8 protein-coding genes and 1 tRNA gene are annotated in these 19,765 nt (G+C 44.8%); 3 read left to right on the top strand and 6 right to left on the bottom strand.

Features of this window, described 5'->3' with window-relative positions:
• The first annotated feature begins 504 nt into the window (after positions 1-504).
• Positions 505-3,171 carry an aconitate hydratase AcnA gene (acnA, locus tag HDEF_RS05940; RefSeq protein WP_015873746.1) on the top strand — a complete coding sequence of 889 codons (2,667 nt, stop codon included), beginning with the start codon at positions 505-507 and terminating at the stop codon, positions 3,169-3,171.
• A gap of 262 nt (positions 3,172-3,433) precedes the next feature.
• Here acnA and cmoB read toward each other — a convergent pair whose 3' ends face one another.
• From cmoB to HDEF_RS05925, 3 genes are all read right to left on the bottom strand, one after another.
• On the bottom strand, positions 3,434-4,408 hold the full coding sequence (cmoB, locus tag HDEF_RS05935; protein WP_015873745.1) for a tRNA 5-methoxyuridine(34)/uridine 5-oxyacetic acid(34) synthase CmoB: 975 nt from the start codon (positions 4,406-4,408) through the stop codon (positions 3,434-3,436).
• Positions 4,409-4,411: 3 nt separating this feature from the next.
• Positions 4,412-5,179 carry a carboxy-S-adenosyl-L-methionine synthase CmoA gene (gene cmoA / locus HDEF_RS05930; RefSeq protein ID WP_015873744.1) on the bottom strand — a complete coding sequence of 256 codons (768 nt, stop codon included), beginning with the start codon at positions 5,177-5,179 and terminating at the stop codon, positions 4,412-4,414.
• Positions 5,180-5,248: 69 nt separating this feature from the next.
• Positions 5,249-5,324: transfer RNA gene (locus HDEF_RS05925), tRNA-Ala, on the bottom strand.
• 314 nt (positions 5,325-5,638) lie between these two features.
• Between HDEF_RS05925 and HDEF_RS05915 the strand changes: the two genes are divergently transcribed.
• Both HDEF_RS05915 and radA read left to right on the top strand, forming a co-directional pair.
• A complete protein-coding gene (locus HDEF_RS05915; protein ID WP_015873742.1) occupies positions 5,639-7,405 on the top strand; it encodes a coiled-coil domain-containing protein in 1,767 nt (588 codons plus the stop codon).
• Between the two features lie 172 nt (positions 7,406-7,577).
• Complete coding sequence (gene radA / locus HDEF_RS05910; protein WP_015873741.1) at positions 7,578-8,960, top strand: DNA repair protein RadA; 1,383 nt, start codon at positions 7,578-7,580, stop codon at positions 8,958-8,960.
• 74 nt (positions 8,961-9,034) lie between these two features.
• On the opposite strand, the gene HDEF_RS05905 is transcribed toward radA, so the two are convergent.
• From HDEF_RS05905 to HDEF_RS05895, 3 genes are read right to left on the bottom strand one after another with little or no spacing between them, the layout of a single operon-like run.
• On the bottom strand, positions 9,035-9,643 hold the full coding sequence (locus HDEF_RS05905; RefSeq protein WP_234809487.1) for an autotransporter outer membrane beta-barrel domain-containing protein: 609 nt from the start codon (positions 9,641-9,643) through the stop codon (positions 9,035-9,037).
• Positions 9,625-9,861: a hypothetical protein gene (locus tag HDEF_RS13200; protein WP_234809346.1), complete on the bottom strand. Its 237-nt coding sequence runs from the start codon at positions 9,859-9,861 to the stop codon at positions 9,625-9,627. The genes HDEF_RS05905 and HDEF_RS13200 overlap by 19 nt, the downstream gene beginning before the upstream one ends.
• A 21-nt stretch (positions 9,862-9,882) precedes the next feature.
• Complete coding sequence (locus tag HDEF_RS05895) at positions 9,883-19,743, bottom strand: pertactin-like passenger domain-containing protein (RefSeq protein ID WP_044612333.1); 9,861 nt, start codon at positions 19,741-19,743, stop codon at positions 9,883-9,885.
• Between the last annotated feature and the right edge of the window lie 22 nt (positions 19,744-19,765).

Below are 19,765 nucleotides of genomic sequence, written 5' to 3'. Positions count from 1 at the left end.
TCTTGCGAGCAAATAAAAAGATTCCGAGATCAATTCAACTTTCATAGTGGCTTATGATCTTCATAATAATTTGATAAATTAAGCAGTTTCAATGATTACGGCTATGATGTTTCCTGGCCATCACTTAATGCGACCCAACCTCATTTATCACCAGCTTATCCGCTTTCAAAGTATGCGTCCTACTTCCATCAAACCTTTCTGGTACTGAAAAACCAACCCCGCTGTATATCAGAAGCGTCAAAACAGACAGCCAGAAGATGTGTTGGGTGATGCGTTGATATCTCATCGTATTTTCGTTTGTTTTTGATGATGAGCTCATCTTTTTGATGACCTAAAACAAGAGAGTGAAAAAGTTAAAATTGATAGAGTGATCATCAATCCAGGTGATGATCTGAGCTTGATTTTAATAGTAGTTAATTTTTTTTTAAAAAATTGACAATAATACGTAGAAAGACATTTTTAATGTAAACTCAAATAGAAATATTACAAGATTGAGGGGGTTTCATGTCTTTGTCCGATTTACAACAAAAAAGCGGTGCCGAATTAGTGGTCGCTGATCGTCGTTATTATTATTACAGTTTACCTGAGATTGAACCATTAATAGGCCCAATCGACCGTCTCCCAAAATCCCTCAAAATATTATTAGAAAATTTATTACGTCATCTTGATACGCAGAGCGTACAACCTGACGATATTCATGCTATGGCCGCTTGGTTAAAAACGGGACATGTAGATCGTGAAATTGCTTACCACCCTGCTCGCGTATTGATGCAAGACTTTACAGGCGTACCGGCGATAGTCGATCTGGCCGCCATGCGCGCTGCCGTAGCAGAATTAGGAGGAGAGGTCTCACAGGTCAACCCTCTATCACCAGTAGATTTGGTGATCGATCACTCTGTGACGGTCGATCAATCGGGTCATGAAGAGGCTTTTAAGCAAAATGTTTTTTTAGAAATGGCCCGCAATGAAGAGCGCTATTCTTTTTTACGATGGGGGCAGCAGGCGTTTCATCGCCTTCGGGTGGTGCCGCCAGGCACCGGTATTTGTCACCAGGTGAATTTAGAATATTTGGGTCAAACGGTATGGTCTGAACAACAAGGTTCTCGACTGGTGATTTATCCTGATACCGTTGTGGGCACCGATTCTCACACAACCATGATCAATGGTTTGGGCATTTTGGGATGGGGTGTGGGGGGTATCGAAGCCGAAGCCGCGATGTTGGGTCAACCCATTTCAATGTTGATTCCAGATGTCGTGGGTTTAAAGTTAACAGGGCATCTGAGATCGGGCATCACAGCAACAGACTTGGTGCTCACCGTCACAGAAATGCTTCGTGAATATGGTGTGGTTGATAAATTTGTCGAATTTTATGGTAATGGATTGGTACACTTATCATTGGCGGATCGCGCGACCATCGCTAACATGACACCAGAATATGGCGCGACCTGTGGTTTTTTCCCAGTAGACGAAGTCACTCTTCAATATTTGCGTCTGACCGGTCGCAGTGATGAACAAATTGCTTTGGTCGAAGCCTATACAAAGGCGCAAGGCATGTGGCGATATCCTGATGATGAGCCTGTTTTTAGCAGTCGACTTGAGCTTGATATGTCCACGGTAGAAGCGAGTCTGGCAGGACCAAAACGCCCACAGGATCGCGTCAAACTCAGTCAGGTGCCTCATGTTTTTGCTCAGTTTTGTCATCAAACTGAGTGCCTTTCCTCCTCTGAAATTCCTTTAAATCACCAAAATGTGCAAAATGGGGCCGTGGTTATTGCGGCCATTACCTCTTGCACAAATACGTCGAATCCCAGCGTGATGATGGCCGCAGGATTGCTGGCTAAAAAGGCGTATGAAAAAGGCATTAAAACGAAGCCTTGGGTCAAAACCTCCTTGGCCCCGGGTTCTAAAGTGGTGACTGAATATTTAAATGCGGCAGGATTGAGCCTCTATTTAAACTATCTCGGTTTTAATTTGGTTGGATATGGTTGCACAACCTGCATCGGTAATTCAGGGGCTTTGTCAGAGCATGTTGAACAAGCGATTCAATCTCGCCAATTGACAGTGGCGGCTGTTTTATCCGGCAATCGCAATTTTGAGGGGCGCATTCATCCATTGGTCAAAGCGAACTGGTTGGCCTCTCCTCCTTTGGTGGTAGCGTATGCGCTGGCGGGCAATATGAGTATCGATCTGGATCATGATCCTTTGGGTCAAGATAAATCCGGAAACCCAGTGTATCTTAAAGATGTTTGGCCAAGCAGCACTGAAATTGCAGAGGCCGTTCAAAAAGTCACTACAACTATGTTTCGCCAAGAGTATGCTCAGGTATTTGAAGGAGATGCCAGTTGGCAGTCGATTGAAGTGATGAAATCCCCCACCTATGCTTGGCAGGAACACTCTACTTATATTCGCCATCCTCCCTATTTTAAAGGGATGAGCATCACACCTGATCCGATAACAGACATCAAAAAAGCCCGAATCTTAGCCATACTAGGCGATTCAGTTACCACAGATCACATTTCGCCGGCCGGCAATATCAAACAAAACAGCTCAGCGGGTCACTATCTTCAGGCGCAGGGCGTCGATATCAAAGATTTTAATTCTTATGGCTCCAGGCGAGGCAATCATGAGGTGATGATGAGGGGCACCTTCGCAAATATTCGTATTCGTAATGAAATGGTGCCAGGTATTGAAGGCGGAATGACTCGGCATATACCTTCACAACATCAGATGTCTATCTATGATGCCGCTATGCTGTACGAGCAAGAAAAAGTGCCTTTGGTGGTGATTGCAGGTAAAGAATATGGCTCGGGTTCTAGCCGTGACTGGGCTGCAAAAGGGCCGAGATTACTCGGTATCAGAGCCGTTATTGCAGAATCTTTTGAACGTATTCATCGATCTAATCTCATTGGTATGGGGATCTTGCCTTTAGAATTTTTATCAGGGACAGATCGCCTGTCGCTGTCTTTAACCGGCGATGAATGGATTGATATTAAAGGATTATCTCATTTGACCCCGGGCCAAGACATTTCTGTCATCCTGACTTATCCTGACGCGCAAAAAAAGGAAATAAAAACACGTTGCCGAATTGATACCCACAATGAGCTTCTTTATTTCAAAAATGGCGGAATTTTACATTATGTCATTCGGAAAATTTTGTCTGGCAATCCGTAGAGCCTATCTCAAATCTGTGTCTGTTTAATTCATCTCATTATTGGCGGACAAAACCAGTCTAATTATTGCAGCGATAGGTATTAGCCCATCACCTGGAACGCAGATACATATTGAGACCCGCTAAAAAAATTCCATTGAGGGCACTTAATGCGATCACAATAAAAAGAATAACAACGACTTTATTGAAAAATTTATTTTTTTTCATTTTTCACTCATCAGATTTTTTTAAAATTTGAGTAGTCTTTGAAAGAAAGAGGTTCTTTCAAGGTTTATAGGCAGTTAAAATGGCTCGAAAAGGAGCAGGATACCCTTCTATGGTTTTGCTATGATCTTCAGGATCAAGAAAATCGAGCAAAGACTCACTGGTCATCCAACAGGTGCGGCGTTGTTCATCAGTGCTGGTGGCCGTCACATCAACCAGACGCACATCAATAAATCCGCATTTTTTCAAAAAAACATTTAAAAGAGACACAGAAGGAATGAAATAAACATTACGCATCTTGGCGTATTCTTTTTCTGGGATCAGAACTTGCTGGTCGTTTCCATCAATCACTAATGTTTCCAATACCAACTGACCAGAAGAGCGCAATTGATTTTTTAATTGATAAAGATGGTCTAATGGAGAACGACGATGATACAGGACACCCATCGAAAAAACGGTATCGAACGCTTCCACTGGGGCTATATTTTCAATTCTTAAAGGTAAAATCTGTGCTTTTAATGCCTCACCCAATAGTTTTTTAACCGCCATAAATTGAAAAAAAAATAACGGCATGGGTTCGACCCCAATCGCCAAACGAGCGCCTGCGCCTAGCATACGCCACAAGTGGTAACCATTGGCGCAGCCCACATCAAGCACTTTTTTGCCCACTAATGAATCGAGATGAGGCAATATTCTTTTCCATTTACAATTGGATCGCCACTCGCTATCGATATGGATTCCATATAGCGAAAAAGGCCCTTTGCGCCAAGGCATTAAGGCTTTTAAGCGATTTTCAATCCCTTTTTGTAAACTTTCAGAAATGGGAGGGGAAATGTCAGCTTGTATTCTATCTAATAGATTTAAATAAGAAGGAAGCAGTTCGGGCAAACCCTGAACAGTATTCAACCAAGCCTTTGCTTTAGGGTTTTTTAAAACAGAAAGCCGCCAGGCGGTCAGTTGTGATGGCAAGGTATTGAGCCAGATTTCAAAAGGATTATTAACAATCCATTGATAAAAATGGCTGAATTCAGTCATTATTTAGTCATTGGAGCTGGAAGTTTTTAATGCGAGAAGAGATCCAAAATTAAAACATTGAAACCAAAGATCCATCTGTTCAAATCCGGCTTGACGTAGCCGATTTTGATGTGTTTCTACTGAATCTATCCGCATCACGTTTTTCAACATGGTGCTTTTTTGACTGATTTCTAAATCACTGTAGCCATGCGCTCGTTTGAAATCATGGTGCATATCAAATAAAAGCGGTCCAATATCAGGATCTTCAAAGTGAAATTTTTCGGACAAAACCAATATGCCCCCCGGATTCAAGCCTTGATAGATGCGATTCAATACATTTTCACGATGGCCTGGATCTAAAAATTGCAGAGTAAAGTTTAATATCACCATAGAAGCATTGTCTATTTTGATATTTAAGATATCGTCTTCGATGATTTCTATTGGGATCTGATCGCAATGTGCCATCAGATTTTCACGACAGTATTTTATCATCGCGGGTGATTCCTCGACGGCGATGATTTTACAGCTTGGGATATCAAGAATATTGGGGTAAATACTCAGACAAGCGGCACCATGAGAACACCCCAGATCATAAATTTGTGTATGAGGTTTTACGAACCGCTTCGATAACATCCCTATCATGGTAATGATGTTGGTGTAACCAGGGATAGAGCGCGTGATCATATTGGGGAACACTGCAGCGACCTGCTCATCAAAAGCCCAATCGCCCAGTTTTTCAATGGGGGCTGCAAATAAATGGTCGGGTTGGTCGTTTTTTGAGCTCAATACCATCAAACCTCAATGTTGAGTAAAGAACTTTATTAAACTGACAGTCTTTTTGATTTTATCATTCAATAGAATTGGTGGAGCTAAGCGGGATCGAACCGCTGACCTCTTGCATGCCATGCAAGCGCTCTCCCAGCTGAGCTATAGCCCCAAGCGTGTCATTTTGGAGGCGGAGATAGTATGAAACTGATGAAACAGTGTCAACGCCCAATAGGGCTTTTTTATATACAATCCAAAACATTTGATCTCAATCACCATTTTAAACATTCAAAAAAGGGGCATATATCCAATAAGCTGATTGTTGTGAGACCAGAGTTTTTGAATCAATGAGATTATATTTTGCTTTTTTCCTTATTTTATCAATTTATGACCATTAAATTTTTTTTCAGAGGTAATTTATAATATAAAGGGTGAAAATATTTTTAGTATAAACAAATCATTTTAAAAATTAATAAAGAGGTCACTATGGGAATAGATGCAGCGCGGACTCTTATCAAGGCTTATTCTTCGATTAAAATCCCATTGGAGGACACCACTAAACATTGCGGTACTTTACAGCCAAGCGCGGTGAAGAACTCAGTTCGTGACTCTGATGATTATCCTGAAGAAAAGGATCCGTTTTCTAAAAAAAATGATAAAACAATCAGTCAATCTATTCCAAAAAATACTACAAGTCTGAACCCATTCGGTGATGATGAAGACGATTCTGAAACTCATTCATCCTCAGAAACTCATGTTGATCTGCCTGCTTCTACTAATGAAGCTGAATCTGATATGAGACCCAATACTGAAAATATTAATGTAATTAATCCTTTTAAAAAAATAGCGGATGAATTTTTAGAACATATAAATGATTCTTATCTAAATAATAAAGATATCGAAAAACATTTTAAAAAATTAGAAGAAAGATCAAGTGATTTTATTCAACCCTTAAATAATGAAAATAAATTTGAATGGATTCCAGATAAAGAGCCTAAAACAAAAAAAGAGTTTGATGATATTATCAAAACAATAAATGATACTTCTAACAAAAGCGGCCAATTATATAAGATTGCAAAAATTTTTGAAAATAGAATAAATGATAAAGATAATATTTCTGGCTCAACTGATGTACTTGAGTCATGTAATCATGATAAAAAAAGTGAAGTTAATCAAAAAAACAAACAATATTTGGAGATACTTAATCATTATATTAATGGTTCATCTATTGGTAATAAATTAACGATAGCCCGATTTCAAAGGAACGAGACGACACGTTTAAAAAAAATTCAACAAAGATTATCCGCTGAAATTGTTAGAATAGAGAATAAAAAAGCTGAATGGGTGAATCCGCCTGACACATCACAAGAATTTGATGATCTTATGACACAAACCTTGGAAGCTTTTAAAGAAGGGTCGTCGTTACGTAAGAATTTAAGGAAATGCTTTCCAGAAGAAACAAATAAAATAATAGCTAAAATAGAAGTTAAAAAGATCAACAGTAAAGTTGAAAAACTTTCAGAAAAAAATAAAAAAATTTTAGAACAAAAAATGAATAAGTATCAAAATGAACTTAATAACGCTAAAAATTTTACAGACCTTGAGAAGTTATCAATAAAATTAAATAAAAATCAAAAAAAACTTCTTGAAGAATTTAAAAAAGATATGAAGAAATTGAATATTTCAGAGGATACGCTAAACGAAATTGAAAACATTTTTAATTCAGAAATAAAAAATAAAATAGATGAGCTAAATTCAGAAGAAGCTATAAAAGCAATTGTAGGAAATAAAACAGATGTCATTTATTTTCCAAAAAACAGATTCGGTATTAAAATTCATGCCAAATCAATGAGCCCTGATAAAATCACTGAGTATGGAGTGATAATCAAGAAGAGAGTGGATAAGATAACCGCTCGTAAGATACCAGAAAAATGGGAGAAAATAGCAATACAGGAGGTCAAAAAAATAGCTTCGGATAAATTAAATGAAATAGAGAAGTTTTATCTCCAAAAAACGTTCACGCGCCGCCTTTTAGGATTAATGACATCGATCCCTACGGTTGCAGGATCAGTGGCCGGAATCAGTGCAGCTGTTTTACTTTTTTATACAACTACAGTTGGAATCGTACCCGCTCTAATTGTAGGAGGCGCTCTTTTACTAGGAGGTCTGTTAATCGGTCTACGTAAGATATTACAAAATCGTAAAGTGCCAGAAGCCATTCTAAGAGTTCGGGAAGATTTAGAAAAAATATGAAATTGACTTATCTCAGACATTGTCCTAGGCAAACTAAAGTTCACCGCTATTGGCTTCGTTTGCTTCATGTAAAAATTTGAATTTAATCTGACATTTCGATTTTTTTATCTCAACGTATAGGAGTGTCAGGAATAAACCAAACCGCAAAATCATCAAAGGATAAAAATAAAAAGTGGCTAAAGGGATAAAACGGGCGTTTGTATGTCATGAATGCGGGGGAGATTACCCTCGTTGGCAAGGACAATGCAGTGAATGCCATGCCTGGAATACGATCACAGAGACCCGTCTATCAAACCCTGCTGCTCATGACCGCTTTATTGGCGGCTATGCGGGTGAGATGCGCCAAAACCGAATTCAAAAATTATCTGAAATCAGCTTACAAAAATTACCTCGCTTTTCGACCGGTTTTCTCGAATTTGATCGAGTATTAGGCGGCGGCGTGGTTCCAGGGAGCGCCATTCTAATCGGAGGAAGCCCCGGGGCAGGTAAAAGCACTTTGTTATTGCAAACGTTATCTCAACTGGCGGAAGAGATGAAGACGCTTTACATCACGGGCGAAGAATCACTGCAGCAGGTTGCCATGAGATCTCATCGTCTTGGTCTGCCCATGAACCATCTTGATATTCTTTCGGAAACCGGGATTGAACAAATCTGTTTATTGGCTCAGCAACAAAAACCAAAGCTCATGGTGATTGATTCGATTCAGGTGATGCATATGTCAGACATTCAATCCTCACCAGGCAGCGTGGCACAAGTCCGTGAAAGTGCCGCTTATTTAACCCGTTTTGCGAAAACACAAGGGGTCTGCGTGATCATGGTAGGGCATGTCACTAAAGACGGTTCTCTGGCAGGCCCTAAAGTGTTAGAGCATTGTATTGATTGCTCGATTATGCTGGATGGGGATACCGACACTCGTTTTCGAATTTTGCGTAATCATAAAAATCGTTTTGGGGCAGTCAACGAGCTGGGGTTTTTTGCCATGACGGAGCAAGGTTTACGTGAAGTCAGCAACCCATCGGCGCTTTTTTTGAGCCGTACCGATGAAATCACCTCTGGCAGTTCAGTCGTTGTGGTCAGAGAAGGCACTCGCCCTTTACTGGTAGAAATTCAAGCTTTGGTAGATCGCTCTATGATGCCGAATCCAAGAAGGGTTACTGTAGGGTTAGAGCATAATAGGCTGTCTATGTTATTGGCTGTATTGCATCGTCATGGGGGGTTACAAATGTCGGATCAAGACGTTTTTGTGAACGTGGTGGGGGGTGTAAAAATCACGGAAACCAGCGCTGATTTGGCACTATTGCTCTCTTTGGTGTCAAGCTTGAGAAATCATCCATTACCTCAGGATCTGGTGATTTTTGGAGAAGTCGGTTTGGCGGGTGAAATCCGCCCTGTGCCCAATGGCCAGGAGCGCATTGCTGAGGCGGCCAAACACGGGTTCAAGCGAGCGATTGTCCCTCATAATAATCTGCCTAAAAAATCAATACCGAACATAGAAGTCTCGGGTGTCAAAAAACTCTCAGATGCCTTAACGGTATTTACTCTGGATGAACCGTAAAATCCTTATGTCTATGTCTAAACGACTTAATCATGATTCATTGAGGTTCGTTGTCGACATTTTCATTGTGAGGATTAAAATTTCCAGCTCATCCCTAGTGAGGCATTCCAGGGGGATTCAACATGCTTCCCTTTTTTATATCCCGCTGTCGCACTGATATTCCATGTCTGGCTTATATTTGCGGATAAACCCAAAGAATACACCCCTGTGATGCCACTTAAGTCGTTGTCAAAAGAATCACGCTGATTAATCCGAACCCGGTTGTTTTTAATGAACTCCCGCTCAGCGCCCACATCTACCCAAGGGGTCACTGAAACATCTTTGATTCTCGTTTGATAGAGGGCCCTTAAACCGACTTTGCCAAGCACTGAACGCTGGGCGAAAATATCTCCCTTCATTCCGTTTGAAAGTGAGAGGCTCGAACGGGTTGTTCTTAATCCACTCAAACTGAGGTATGGGGTGAATGTCATCTCTCCTGCGACCATATCTTTCCCTCCTCGAATACTTGCTCCCAACGCCAAGGTGCTGAAATCCCCGAATGCATCCGCTCCACCGGTCATTTTTCCACGAATCTCATGCGAGAACCGGTTTGCTTTCAGAATGCTATCGAGCCAGAAACCTGAGTCATGATAATAAGCCGCATACGTGCCCGCCGACCAGGAACTCACGTTTCCACCGCCAATCGCTTTACCCCTGAAATTGAGCTTGTCGTCACTATGAGTGAAGAAGACCCCCGAGTGGTGTAACCCCTCCCAAGTCGGATTGTACAGTCTGCGCCTACTGATAGCCCATTTAATCTTAACCAGTAACCATCTCCGGCTTTTTGACTGATGTTATGGCGTTCATTCATGACTTTGACCCATACAGTATCCTCGGTTTTTGCCTGACGTGTTTCTGACATTCTTTCCTGAATCTGCGCCATCTAACTGTGATAAATCAACGGGCCCACTGTAGACATCGATAAAACCGCCGCTGTTGAAGGGGTGATTGAGGGAATATCAGGCGCCTGATTTGTGCGAGATACATTTGTTGGCGGAGAAAGTAACCGATTAGGGGCGACTTTTTTCTCCCCTTCTTTTTCAACAGACGACATCACAGGCGCTTCTGGTTTGGGCTCAGGCGCTTTCGGTGCCAACTTCCTTGTCTGGGTTTCATCAGTGACCGCGGGCGCTACCGTCTCGCCAGAGACCGGGGTTAAGACAGTCTCTTTTTCTTTAGGAACAGACGGCGCCCCAGGCGCTTCTGGTTTGGGCTCAGGCGCTTTCGGTGCCAACTTCCTTGTCTGGGTTTCATCAGTGACCGCGGGCGCTACCGTCTCGCCAGAGACCGGGGTTAAGACAGTCTCTTTTTCTTTAGGAACAGACGGCGCCACAGGCGCTTCTGGTTTGGGCTCAGGCGCTTTCGGTGCCAACTTCCTTGTCTGGGTTTCATCAGTGACCGCGGGCGCTACCGTCTCGCCAGAGACCGGGGTTAAGACAGTCTCTTTTTCTTCAGGAACAGACGACATCACAGGCACTGCTGGTTTAAGCTCTGTTGCCTTAGACCCGATACCCGGTTGAACGGAATGCTCAGTCTCCTTCGGCAACAGAGTGTCACCCGATATCGGCCTTGAGGCCGCTACGGTTTCCGTCGCTGAGGGAATTACAGAGGCTTTTGGTGGCGACTCTGACTCCGGCTGTGGTTTTTCGGAAGGTTGAGGTTGATGAGACACCAATGACCAGCCTCGTTTGTGGTTATCGGGCACCAGATGATACTGGTACGTTCCTACGTCTACCACCTGGCCTGGATTAGTAAGGGTGAACTCAGCCTCACCGCCTCCCGTCTGGATGATTTTAAGGCTATCTTCTGCTTTGGGGCTTTTACCGCTGTCAGTCACCCTGACATCAAACTGACCATTGGCCTCTCCCCTGACATGAAGAAAATCCCCTTTTTTTCCTGCTATGTCGGTATTCATCCAGAACGTGCCTTGGCCACTGAGCGTATCTAGATAAAGTGTTGAATAATCAATTGCTTTGATTTGATTGGAGCTCATGTCGTTGTGAGGTTTAAAGGCTATCTTCCCTCCATGAATCAGTTCTTTTAAAACGGAATTTCCAGTTAATGTCCAGAGACTGTCAGCGTCAACCGACAGGTTGGTGGCATCGACCTCCCCAATTAACTCGCTTCTCTTTAACCTTACCTGAGCTTTGCTGCCTTTGGCGGTAAAAATACGACCAGGCAGTGTTGTTTCATTGACCACTAAATTGACATGACCAGGATGACCAGAATCGGAATTCAGGACATTTAGGGCGTATCCACTGCCGGGAGAAGATATGGCCACGTTGTTGAGAACAACGTCCAGTGCAGCGCCTTTAGACAACATCAGGTCTCCACTGGCTTCCAGGAACCCCCTTGTGATTTCAGCCTTACTCTTTTGTTTGGGATCGTCTGAGTCTACATAAAGAATCGCTGAATTTTCCCCGAGGGTGGTGATACGCGAATCAGTGACGTTTAACGTGCCTTTTTTTGACAGCCTCGCCGCGTGAGACAATACTCCAAGAGTTGTCATCGTGCTGTCTTTCATATTGATTGTTGCTCCTTTTTCAACTACGACACCTAAGCTATTTTGACCATTGAGCTCCATATTGATGTGATTGCCCGTGATATTTGTCTTGTCTCCAGAGGCCAAAAGACCGAGAGAAAGGCTGTCTTTTGCAATAATTTTGCTGTTATTGAGATTGACCATTGAATCGCTTAAAGCCATGATCCCTGAGCTCTCTTGTTCATTAAGCTCGATATTGATCTGATTGCCCGTCAGATTTGCACCTTGGTTAACTTCGATACCTTTGCCTTGTTGGCGATTGAGCGTTATTTTTAAATGATTGCTCGTCAAATTTGTGTCTTTTCCGGAGGCCACCAGACCGACAAAAGAATCCCCGTCACTGATCAGGGTGCTGCCGTCTATCATGACGCTTGCCACGCTTTGAGCGGAGACCCCTTTCCCGTTTTGACCCTGCACCTCTATTGACAAGCGATTCGCCTCCAGCTTTGTCTCATTTCCACGGGCCCAAAGACCGAGAAAATCCTTACCCGTGCCGGTCATTTTGCTGTCATTTAAAATCGCATGGGCATTATCAGTAGCCAACACCCCGTGGCCTTTTTCACCCTTTGACTCTATCGTCAGCTTCTTGCCCTTCAGATTCGATTTATCGGCCCAAAGACTATGAAAATTCTCGCCTGTACTGGTAATGGTGCTGTCCTCAATTATCCCTTCTGCCCCGTTGACAACTTGAAGACCTCTACCATATTGACCGTTTGCTATTATCGTCGTTTGATTGACAATCAGCTTTGACTGGTCTTCGGTGGCCAAAAGACCATAAAAATTCTTTCCGTTACCTGTGATAGTGCTACCCTGCTGAATATCGACCTTGGCCCCTTTTTCAACTTTGACCGCTTCGCTGTCTTGAGCATCGACTTTTATATTGAGCTGATTGCCTGTGAGATGAGTCTGATCTCCCGAAGCCAACAGACCAAGCGAATGGCTCTCTTGAGCATTAATCGTACTGTTATTGAGACTGACCGTGGCTTCGCTCAAAGCGATGACACCGGTACTGTCTTTAGCCTTTGCCTCTATATTCAGGTGATTGGCCGTTAGATTGGCCCCTTCTTTAACTTCGATACCTTTGCCTTTTTGAGCATTCAGCTTTATTTTCAGGTTATTGCTCGTCAAATGGGTGTTCTTCTCAGAGGCTGTCAAACCGACAAAATCGTCCCCCGTGCTGTTGATGGTGCTTTCCTGTATATCAACGGTGGCCCCCTTTTCCGCTTTGACCCCTTTGCTGTCTTGGCCGTTGGCTTTTATCGTCGTCTTGTTGACCATCAGATTTGACTTGTCTTCCGAGACCGAAAGACCGACAAATGCCTCCTCATCGCTGCTGAGAGTGCTGTCTTGAATATTGACATGTGCCCCGCTCAAAGCCATAACCCCTTCGCCATTTTTACCCTTGGCCTCTATCTTCAGTTTCTTGACTGTCACATTAGTACGCTCTCCGTGCGCGAAAATACCTTGAAAATTCTCGCCCTCGCCAACCATCCTGCTGTCGTTGATATTGACCTTGGACGCTTGTATAGCCCTGAGCCCTTTGCCTTTTTTACCCTTGACGCCTATCTCCACGTTTTTCCCTTCCAGATCGGTATATTGGGCTACCAGACCAAAAATCCCATCCCCTGTCCCGGTTATCTCACTGTCCTCGATGTTGACCTTTTGTGCCGCGATGCTGGCAACCCCGGTTCCGTTTTGAGCATTGATTTTTATTTTCAGGTGATTTCCCACCAAATTTGTCTTCTCCCCCCCGGCCCAAAGGCCGTAAGCATCCTCTCCGTTGCCCGTCATGGTGCTGTGGTCGATATTGACCCTGGCCCCTTCGTCCACCTTGACGCCTTGAGTACCGTCACGATGCGTTGTGATGTCAATTTTATTCGCCGTCACCTGTGTGCCTGTCCCAGAGGCATGCAACGCATGAGAACCGCTGCCACTGGGGGTCAATGTCACCCGTTTGTCCTCAGCCCCTTTCAAAGTAACCGTCGACGCCTCACTCACTTTCACCGCACTGTTTGAATCCCGACTGCTCGATATCGTTACAGCGCCTGTATTTTCGACCGTCGTCTTGTTTTTGACTTCTATTCCATCAGAATAAAGACTGTTTTCGCTCAACATATGGCTTTTGCCGTCATCAAACAGGTTCTTTTGTAAGGCGATGGCACCTTCAGCCACTTTCTCTCCTGTGGGTGATACTGACGACGATTCAGGGTGTGCATCTGGCTGAGTTTCGCCCGCCCCTGTTTCGCTGGCAGACGCGGTCACCACAGAAGGGGTTGGGGTGAGTTCCTCTCCCTTGTGAGTCGGTGGCTTTATTTGGGATCGATGAGACACCAATGACCAGCCTCGCGCTCTGTCATCCAACACGCGATGGCGGTCATCCGGCACCTGGTTGTTGTCATCGGGCACCAGATGATACTGGTACGTCCCGACGTCCACCACCCCACCCTGATTAGCCAGGGTAAATCTGGCATCACCGCCTCCTGTCTGAATGATTTGCAGGCTGTCTTCTGCGGTCGGGCTTTTGCCGCTGTCCGCTACCATGACCCCAAAAGCCCCCTGCGCCTTTCCTGTGACGTTCAGAAAGTCCCCTTGGTGGCCCGCAATATCCGTATTCATCCAAAACATCCCTGTTCCACTCAGACTCTCCAGAGACAAGGTTTGATAACCCGGTGTCCCCGTTGCATTGACGCTTGGTGATTGAAATTGAACCTTCCCTTCATTTTTGAGATCCTTCAACACTGAAGGCCCCGTTGACAACCACTTACTGCCAGAATCAACGGACAGATTTGTTGCGTTTGCCCAGCCCACTAACGTACTTTTGTTTAACGTCACATTGGCTTTACTGCCAGGGGCTGCAAAAACATTACCCGTCAGATTTGTCTGATTGGCGACCAAATTAACATCCCCTTGATTTATAACATTAAGAACATCTGCAGTTTCACGAGAAAAAACGGAGACATTGTTCAGCACAACGTCCATTATCCCGCCTTCAGACACAATGAGATTTCCACTGGCTTCTAGCGATCCTCTTGTTATTTCAGCCACACTTTTCCGTTTCGTATTGTCTGCATCTTCGTCTGGATCTTCTTTATAAAGCGTATAGAGAATCGCTGAATTTTTTTCGTGGGTTGTCACGGTGCTGTCATTCATGCTCAAGTGTGCACCGTCCTGAACGGTAATACCTTTGCTATTTTGACCATTTGCCTTGACTGTCAGTTTATTGCCCGTGAAATTGGCTTTCTCTTGATAGGCCCCAATACCGATAAAGTTTTCGCCTGTACCGGTGATACTGCTGTCATTAAGACCGACCTGGGCATTGACCGCGGTGACCGCTCTGCCATTTTTCGCATCATTTATATCTATCATCAAGTGATGGCCTGTTAAATGTGTCTTTTCTCCGAAAGCCAAAAGACCGAGAAAGCCTTCCCCTGTCCCTGTGACGGTGCTGTCGTGAATATCTGCCTTTGCACCATTGTGTGCTTTGATTCCTCTGCTATTTTTACCGTTTGACTGTATCTTCAGGTTATTCCCCTCCAGATTTGTCTTCTCTTGATAGGCCTCAAGACCGGAAAAATAATCTCCTGTACCGATAATGGTCGTGCCCCGGAGATTGGCCATCGCCTCTTTGTAAATCTTGATCGCTGCACCGTTTTGACCATTCACGTTGATCGTCATGTTATTGCTTTTTAGATTTGTCTCATCTTGGTAGGCCTCAATACCAAGGAAATCATCCCCTATACCGTTAATGGTCGTGTCGTTAACATTGACTTCTGCACCGCTGTTTGCTTTGACGCCTATGCCGTATTGCCCTTTTATCTCCATCTTCAGTCTATTATTTGTCGTCAAATTTGTGTTTTTTCCTGAAGCCACAAGACCAAGGAAAGCGTCTCCTGTGCCGTTAATGTTACTCTCCCGGAGACTGACCTGCGCACCACTGTCTGCTTTGACCCCTGTGCCATTTTTACCCTTCGATTCTATCGTCAGGTTATTACCCTCCAGATTGGTCTTCTCTTGGTAGGCTGCAAGACCCAAAAAGCGATCCCCTTGACTGTTAATGCGACCGCCGTGGATCTTTACCTCTCCACCGTTGTAAACTTTAACGCCCCTGCTGTTTTGGCCATTGACATTGATATTCAGGTTATTGCCCTCCAAACTTGTGTGGTCTTCGTGGGCTAAAACACCGGAAAAATCATCCGCTGTGCCGGTAATGTCACTGTCATTCATGATGATCTTTGCACCGTTGGCCGTTTTGGCCCCTATGCCGCTTTCACCCTGGATCTTGATATCGAGTTTATTCGCCGTCAGCTTGGCATTTTCCCCGCGGGCTTCCAGACCGTAAAAATTCTCTTTTTCAGCAATAATTTTGCTCTCCTCGATCACGACGTCTGTATTCGTGAGCGCTGTCACACCCCGGCCGTTTTTACCCTTGGCGTTTATCGTGATATTTTTACCCTTTAACTGTGACTGATTTTGAGCCAAAAGACCGACAAAATTCTCTTCTGTGCCGTTAATGGTGCTGTCATTGATAATCACCACACCTGTGTTTTTAGCGGCCACACCTGTGCCTTTTGTGCCCGCGACATTTATCGTCAGTGTATTGCCCTCGACATGCGCATTGTCTTCTTCTGCACGAAGAACAGAAAAATTCTCCCCTTTTCCGGTGAGGGTGCTGTGCTTGATGTCTATTTTCCCAGCGCTTTTTGCCAAAGCCCCAGCGCCTATTTTATTATTGGTATCGTTACCGACATCGACCTCCATCTCCATTTTATTGGCCATCAGATAGCTGCCATGTCCACTGGCATACAGACCTTGAAAATTGAGCCCTTTGCTGTTAAGGCGGCTCTCTTCAATAATGGCCTTGGCACCGCCGATCACGCTGACACCGATGCCGTTGATCCCATTGACGTTCATGGTCAATTTATTGCCCTTAAGGGTGGTATTCTCTCCAAAGGCCGTCATACCGTTATTCAAAATAGAGTTTTCCTTTTCGACGTTAATGGAGCTGTCCTCTATAATGACCTCTGCCCCTCTTTCAACGACGACACCTTCACCGTGATTGCCAGTGAGTGTGATCGCGAGATTATTTCCCTTGAAATTTGACTTTTCTCCCGAAGCCAAAAGACCTTTATTAAAACTCTCCCCTTCTCCGGTAATGATGCCGTTATTAATAATGGCCGTGGCACCGCCATGCACTTTGATCCCTTCAGAACGCTGACCCTCTGTGATGATGACCATTTTATCTGTCGTGATCGTTGTACCAGTCCCTGAGGCAAGCAACCCAGGAGAATGATTTCCAGTTGTTCTCACTGTGATCAATTTATCCTCATTCCCCTTTAGCGTAACAATAGCCGACTCACTGGCTTTAACCGCACTTTTTGCATTTTGATCGCTCGATATTGATACAGTGCCTTGATTCTCAAGGCTCTGCACTGTGGTGCGGTTTTTGATTTCTATTCCTTTTTCATAAACCCCGTTTTCGGCCAAAGTATGGCTTTCACCGTCATCAAACAGATTTTTGTCTTCTGTTTTTTCTGTTGTTTTTTCTTTTGAAGAAACCGGACCACTTTGATCAATATTGTATGCTGTTGGCGATAAAAACACAGGCGCTGCTACCGGAGGAGGTGAGGTTTGAATCACCTCTGGCCTCATAGCTTCTACAGATCCTGGTGTTCCTCCGGCAGCCACTGTTTGGATAAAAGACACAGTGGCGGGTTGATTAGTTTCTGGCACCGTTGGAGCCTGACCGGGTGAGCCTTGCTCAATCATCCCGCGTGGTACTGTCTCGCCAGATGCCGCTGTGACTACCGCAACTTCAGGGGGTGTTGACGGAGTGACAGGAGTTTTTGGATTGAGTTCTGACTCCGGTTTTGGTTTTGTGGAGGGTTGAGGTTGATGAGACACCAGCGACCAGCCGCGCTGTCTATCATCTAATACCCGATTTATGTCATCCGGCACCTGATGGCTGTCATCGGGTACCAGATAATACTGGTACGTCCCGACGTCCACCACGCCACCCTCATTGGCCAGGGTGAATCTTGCATCACCGCCCCCCGTCTGAATGATTTTCAGGCTGTCTTCTGCTGTCGGGCTTGTGCCGCTGTCGTTCACCATCACCCCAAATTTGCCTTCGGCCTTTCCTCTGACGTTGAGAAAATCCCCCTGGTGTCCCGCAATGTCGGTATTCATCCAGAACATCCCGGTTCCACTGAGACTCCCCAGAGACAAGGTTTTATAAACCGGTGTGGCCATGGGATGTAAACTCGTGGCGCTGGGCCCTTGAAATTCAACCTTCCCTTCATTGTTGAGCTGTTTCAGCGTAGAAAGCCCCGTGATCGACCACTGACTCGTAGTGTCTATCGACATATGGGTCGCTTTGGCCGACCCGATTAAATGGCTGTTGTTTAACGTCACGTTGGCCTTTCTGCCTTCGGCGGCGGCAATATTCCCCCGCAGTGTTTTTGTGGGATCTTTTTCTCCTATTGGATTGAGCACCGACAAACTGACCTCTCCGGGATAACCTGAATCCGAATTCAGCACATTCACAAGATAGCCACTCCCCGGAGAAGAGACAGACACCTTGTTGAGAACCACATCCATAGTGCCGCCTTGAGACAAAATGAGATCCCCACTCGCTTGTAGCGACCCGCCTGTCATTTCAGCCACGCTCTTTTTATCGCTATTGCCTGGGGCAACATAAAAAGTCGCGGAATTTTTTCCAAAGGTTTTGATAGCAGAATCACTGACGTTTAACCGGCCTTTTTGGGTCAGCTGTATCGCCGGAGAGGAGGCACCTCGTGTGATGATCTGGCTGCCGTTCTTGATATCGACCTTAGCCCCGTTTTCAATGTTGACACCTCTGGAATTTTCGCGATGTAACTCTATCTTGGTGTTATTGGCCGTCAGATTCGCATTCTCTCCCCTAGAGCGAAGACCGTCAAAATTTTCCCAATTGCCGATAATGCTGCTGTTCTCAACAGTCACTTTGGCCCCGTTTTCAGCGATGACCCCTTGGCTGTCTTCAGCATTTGCCTGTATCGACATTTGATTCACTTCCAGATTTGTCTTCTGGTCAGCGGCCAAAAGACCGATAAAATCCTTTCCTGTCCCGATAATGGTCCCGTTCTCGATATTTATCTGTGCACCTTTGGCTGCGGCAACCCCTGTGCCTTTTGGACCATTTTGTACTTCTATGTTGAGATTTTTGCCGGTCAAATGGGTCTTCTCGTGGGCGGCCGAAAGCCCAACAAAAGCGTTGCCGTGACCGATAATGCTGCTGTTTTCGATAATGCCCGCTCCACCTTGGAGCGCTTTGACACCGTTGCTATTGTGGCCATTTATCTCTATTTCCAGATCATTGGCCCTCAGATTGGTCTTGTCTCCCTCGGTGATAAGACCATCAGAATTATCGTCGTTGGCGGTAACGCTGCTCTCTACGATATGTACCATCCCCCCGTTAACAGCTTTGATACCTGTGGCGTTTTGAGCATTGAGCTCTATCTCTACGTTATTCGCCATCAAATGTGTCTTCTCTCCTTCGGCCCAAACACCGTAAGCATTTTCCCCGTTCTCGGTAATGTTACTGTCATTCATAATGACCCTGGCATCGTTAACAATTTTGACTCCTTCAGAATTTTCACCCTGTGTTGTGATGTCAATTTTATTGGCGATGATCTCTGTATCTGTATCAGAGGCAAGCAATCCTGGAGAGTGTGCTCCAGTCGTTTGCAGTGTCAGCAATTTGTCGTCATTCCCTTTAAGAGTGACAATGGATCCCTCACTCACTTTGACCGCAGGATGGTTTTTATGGCTGGTGCTGATTGAGAGATCACCTGTATTTCCGACAGTACTTTGGCCCTTGATTTCTATCCCCTGATGGTAACTTTTCTTTTTAAAAGTATGATTTTTTTGACCTTGAATCGTTATTGTTGAAAGCGTCGTTGTTGAAAAAATCGGCTCACTTTCAGTCACCGTGTTGACTGTTGGCAATGGCGACGGAGAATGAACACCGAAGGATGCATTAGGCTTTAATGCTGACTGAGCGACGAGGTTTATTTGCGCCGGGGCAACGATGCCGGGTTGAGGTTGCTGCTCAGTCTTCGGCACCACAGTTGCGCCAGGCATGCGCCTTGAGGCGACCACTGTTTCGGTCACAGGCGCATTAACCGGGGCTTGTCGATCGGATCCTGACCCAGACGTCACCATTTCGCTAGATTCTGGTATTTCG

The sequence above is a fragment of the Candidatus Hamiltonella defensa 5AT (Acyrthosiphon pisum) genome, from assembly GCF_000021705.1.
Classification (GTDB): Bacteria; Pseudomonadota; Gammaproteobacteria; order Enterobacterales; family Enterobacteriaceae; genus Hamiltonella; species Hamiltonella defendens.
The sequence above is the reverse complement of the archived record's forward strand: the minus strand, read 5'-3'. Positions and strand labels throughout refer to the sequence as shown.

Excerpts from the sequence above, each read along its gene's own strand:
- HDEF_RS05915 (WP_015873742.1), top strand. The coding sequence starts at position 5,639 with ATGGGAATAGATGCAGCGCGGACTCTTATCAAGGCTTATTCTTCGATT.
- HDEF_RS13200 (WP_234809346.1), bottom strand. The coding sequence starts at position 9,861 with ATGTCAGAAACACGTCAGGCAAAAACCGAGGATACTGTATGGGTCAAA.
- acnA (WP_015873746.1), top strand. The coding sequence starts at position 505 with ATGTCTTTGTCCGATTTACAACAAAAAAGCGGTGCCGAATTAGTGGTC.
- HDEF_RS05895 (WP_044612333.1), bottom strand. The coding sequence starts at position 19,743 with ATGGTGACGTCTGGGTCAGGATCCGATCGACAAGCCCCGGTTAATGCG.
- cmoA (WP_015873744.1), bottom strand. The coding sequence starts at position 5,179 with ATGGTATTGAGCTCAAAAAACGACCAACCCGACCATTTATTTGCAGCC.
- cmoB (WP_015873745.1), bottom strand. The coding sequence starts at position 4,408 with ATGACTGAATTCAGCCATTTTTATCAATGGATTGTTAATAATCCTTTT.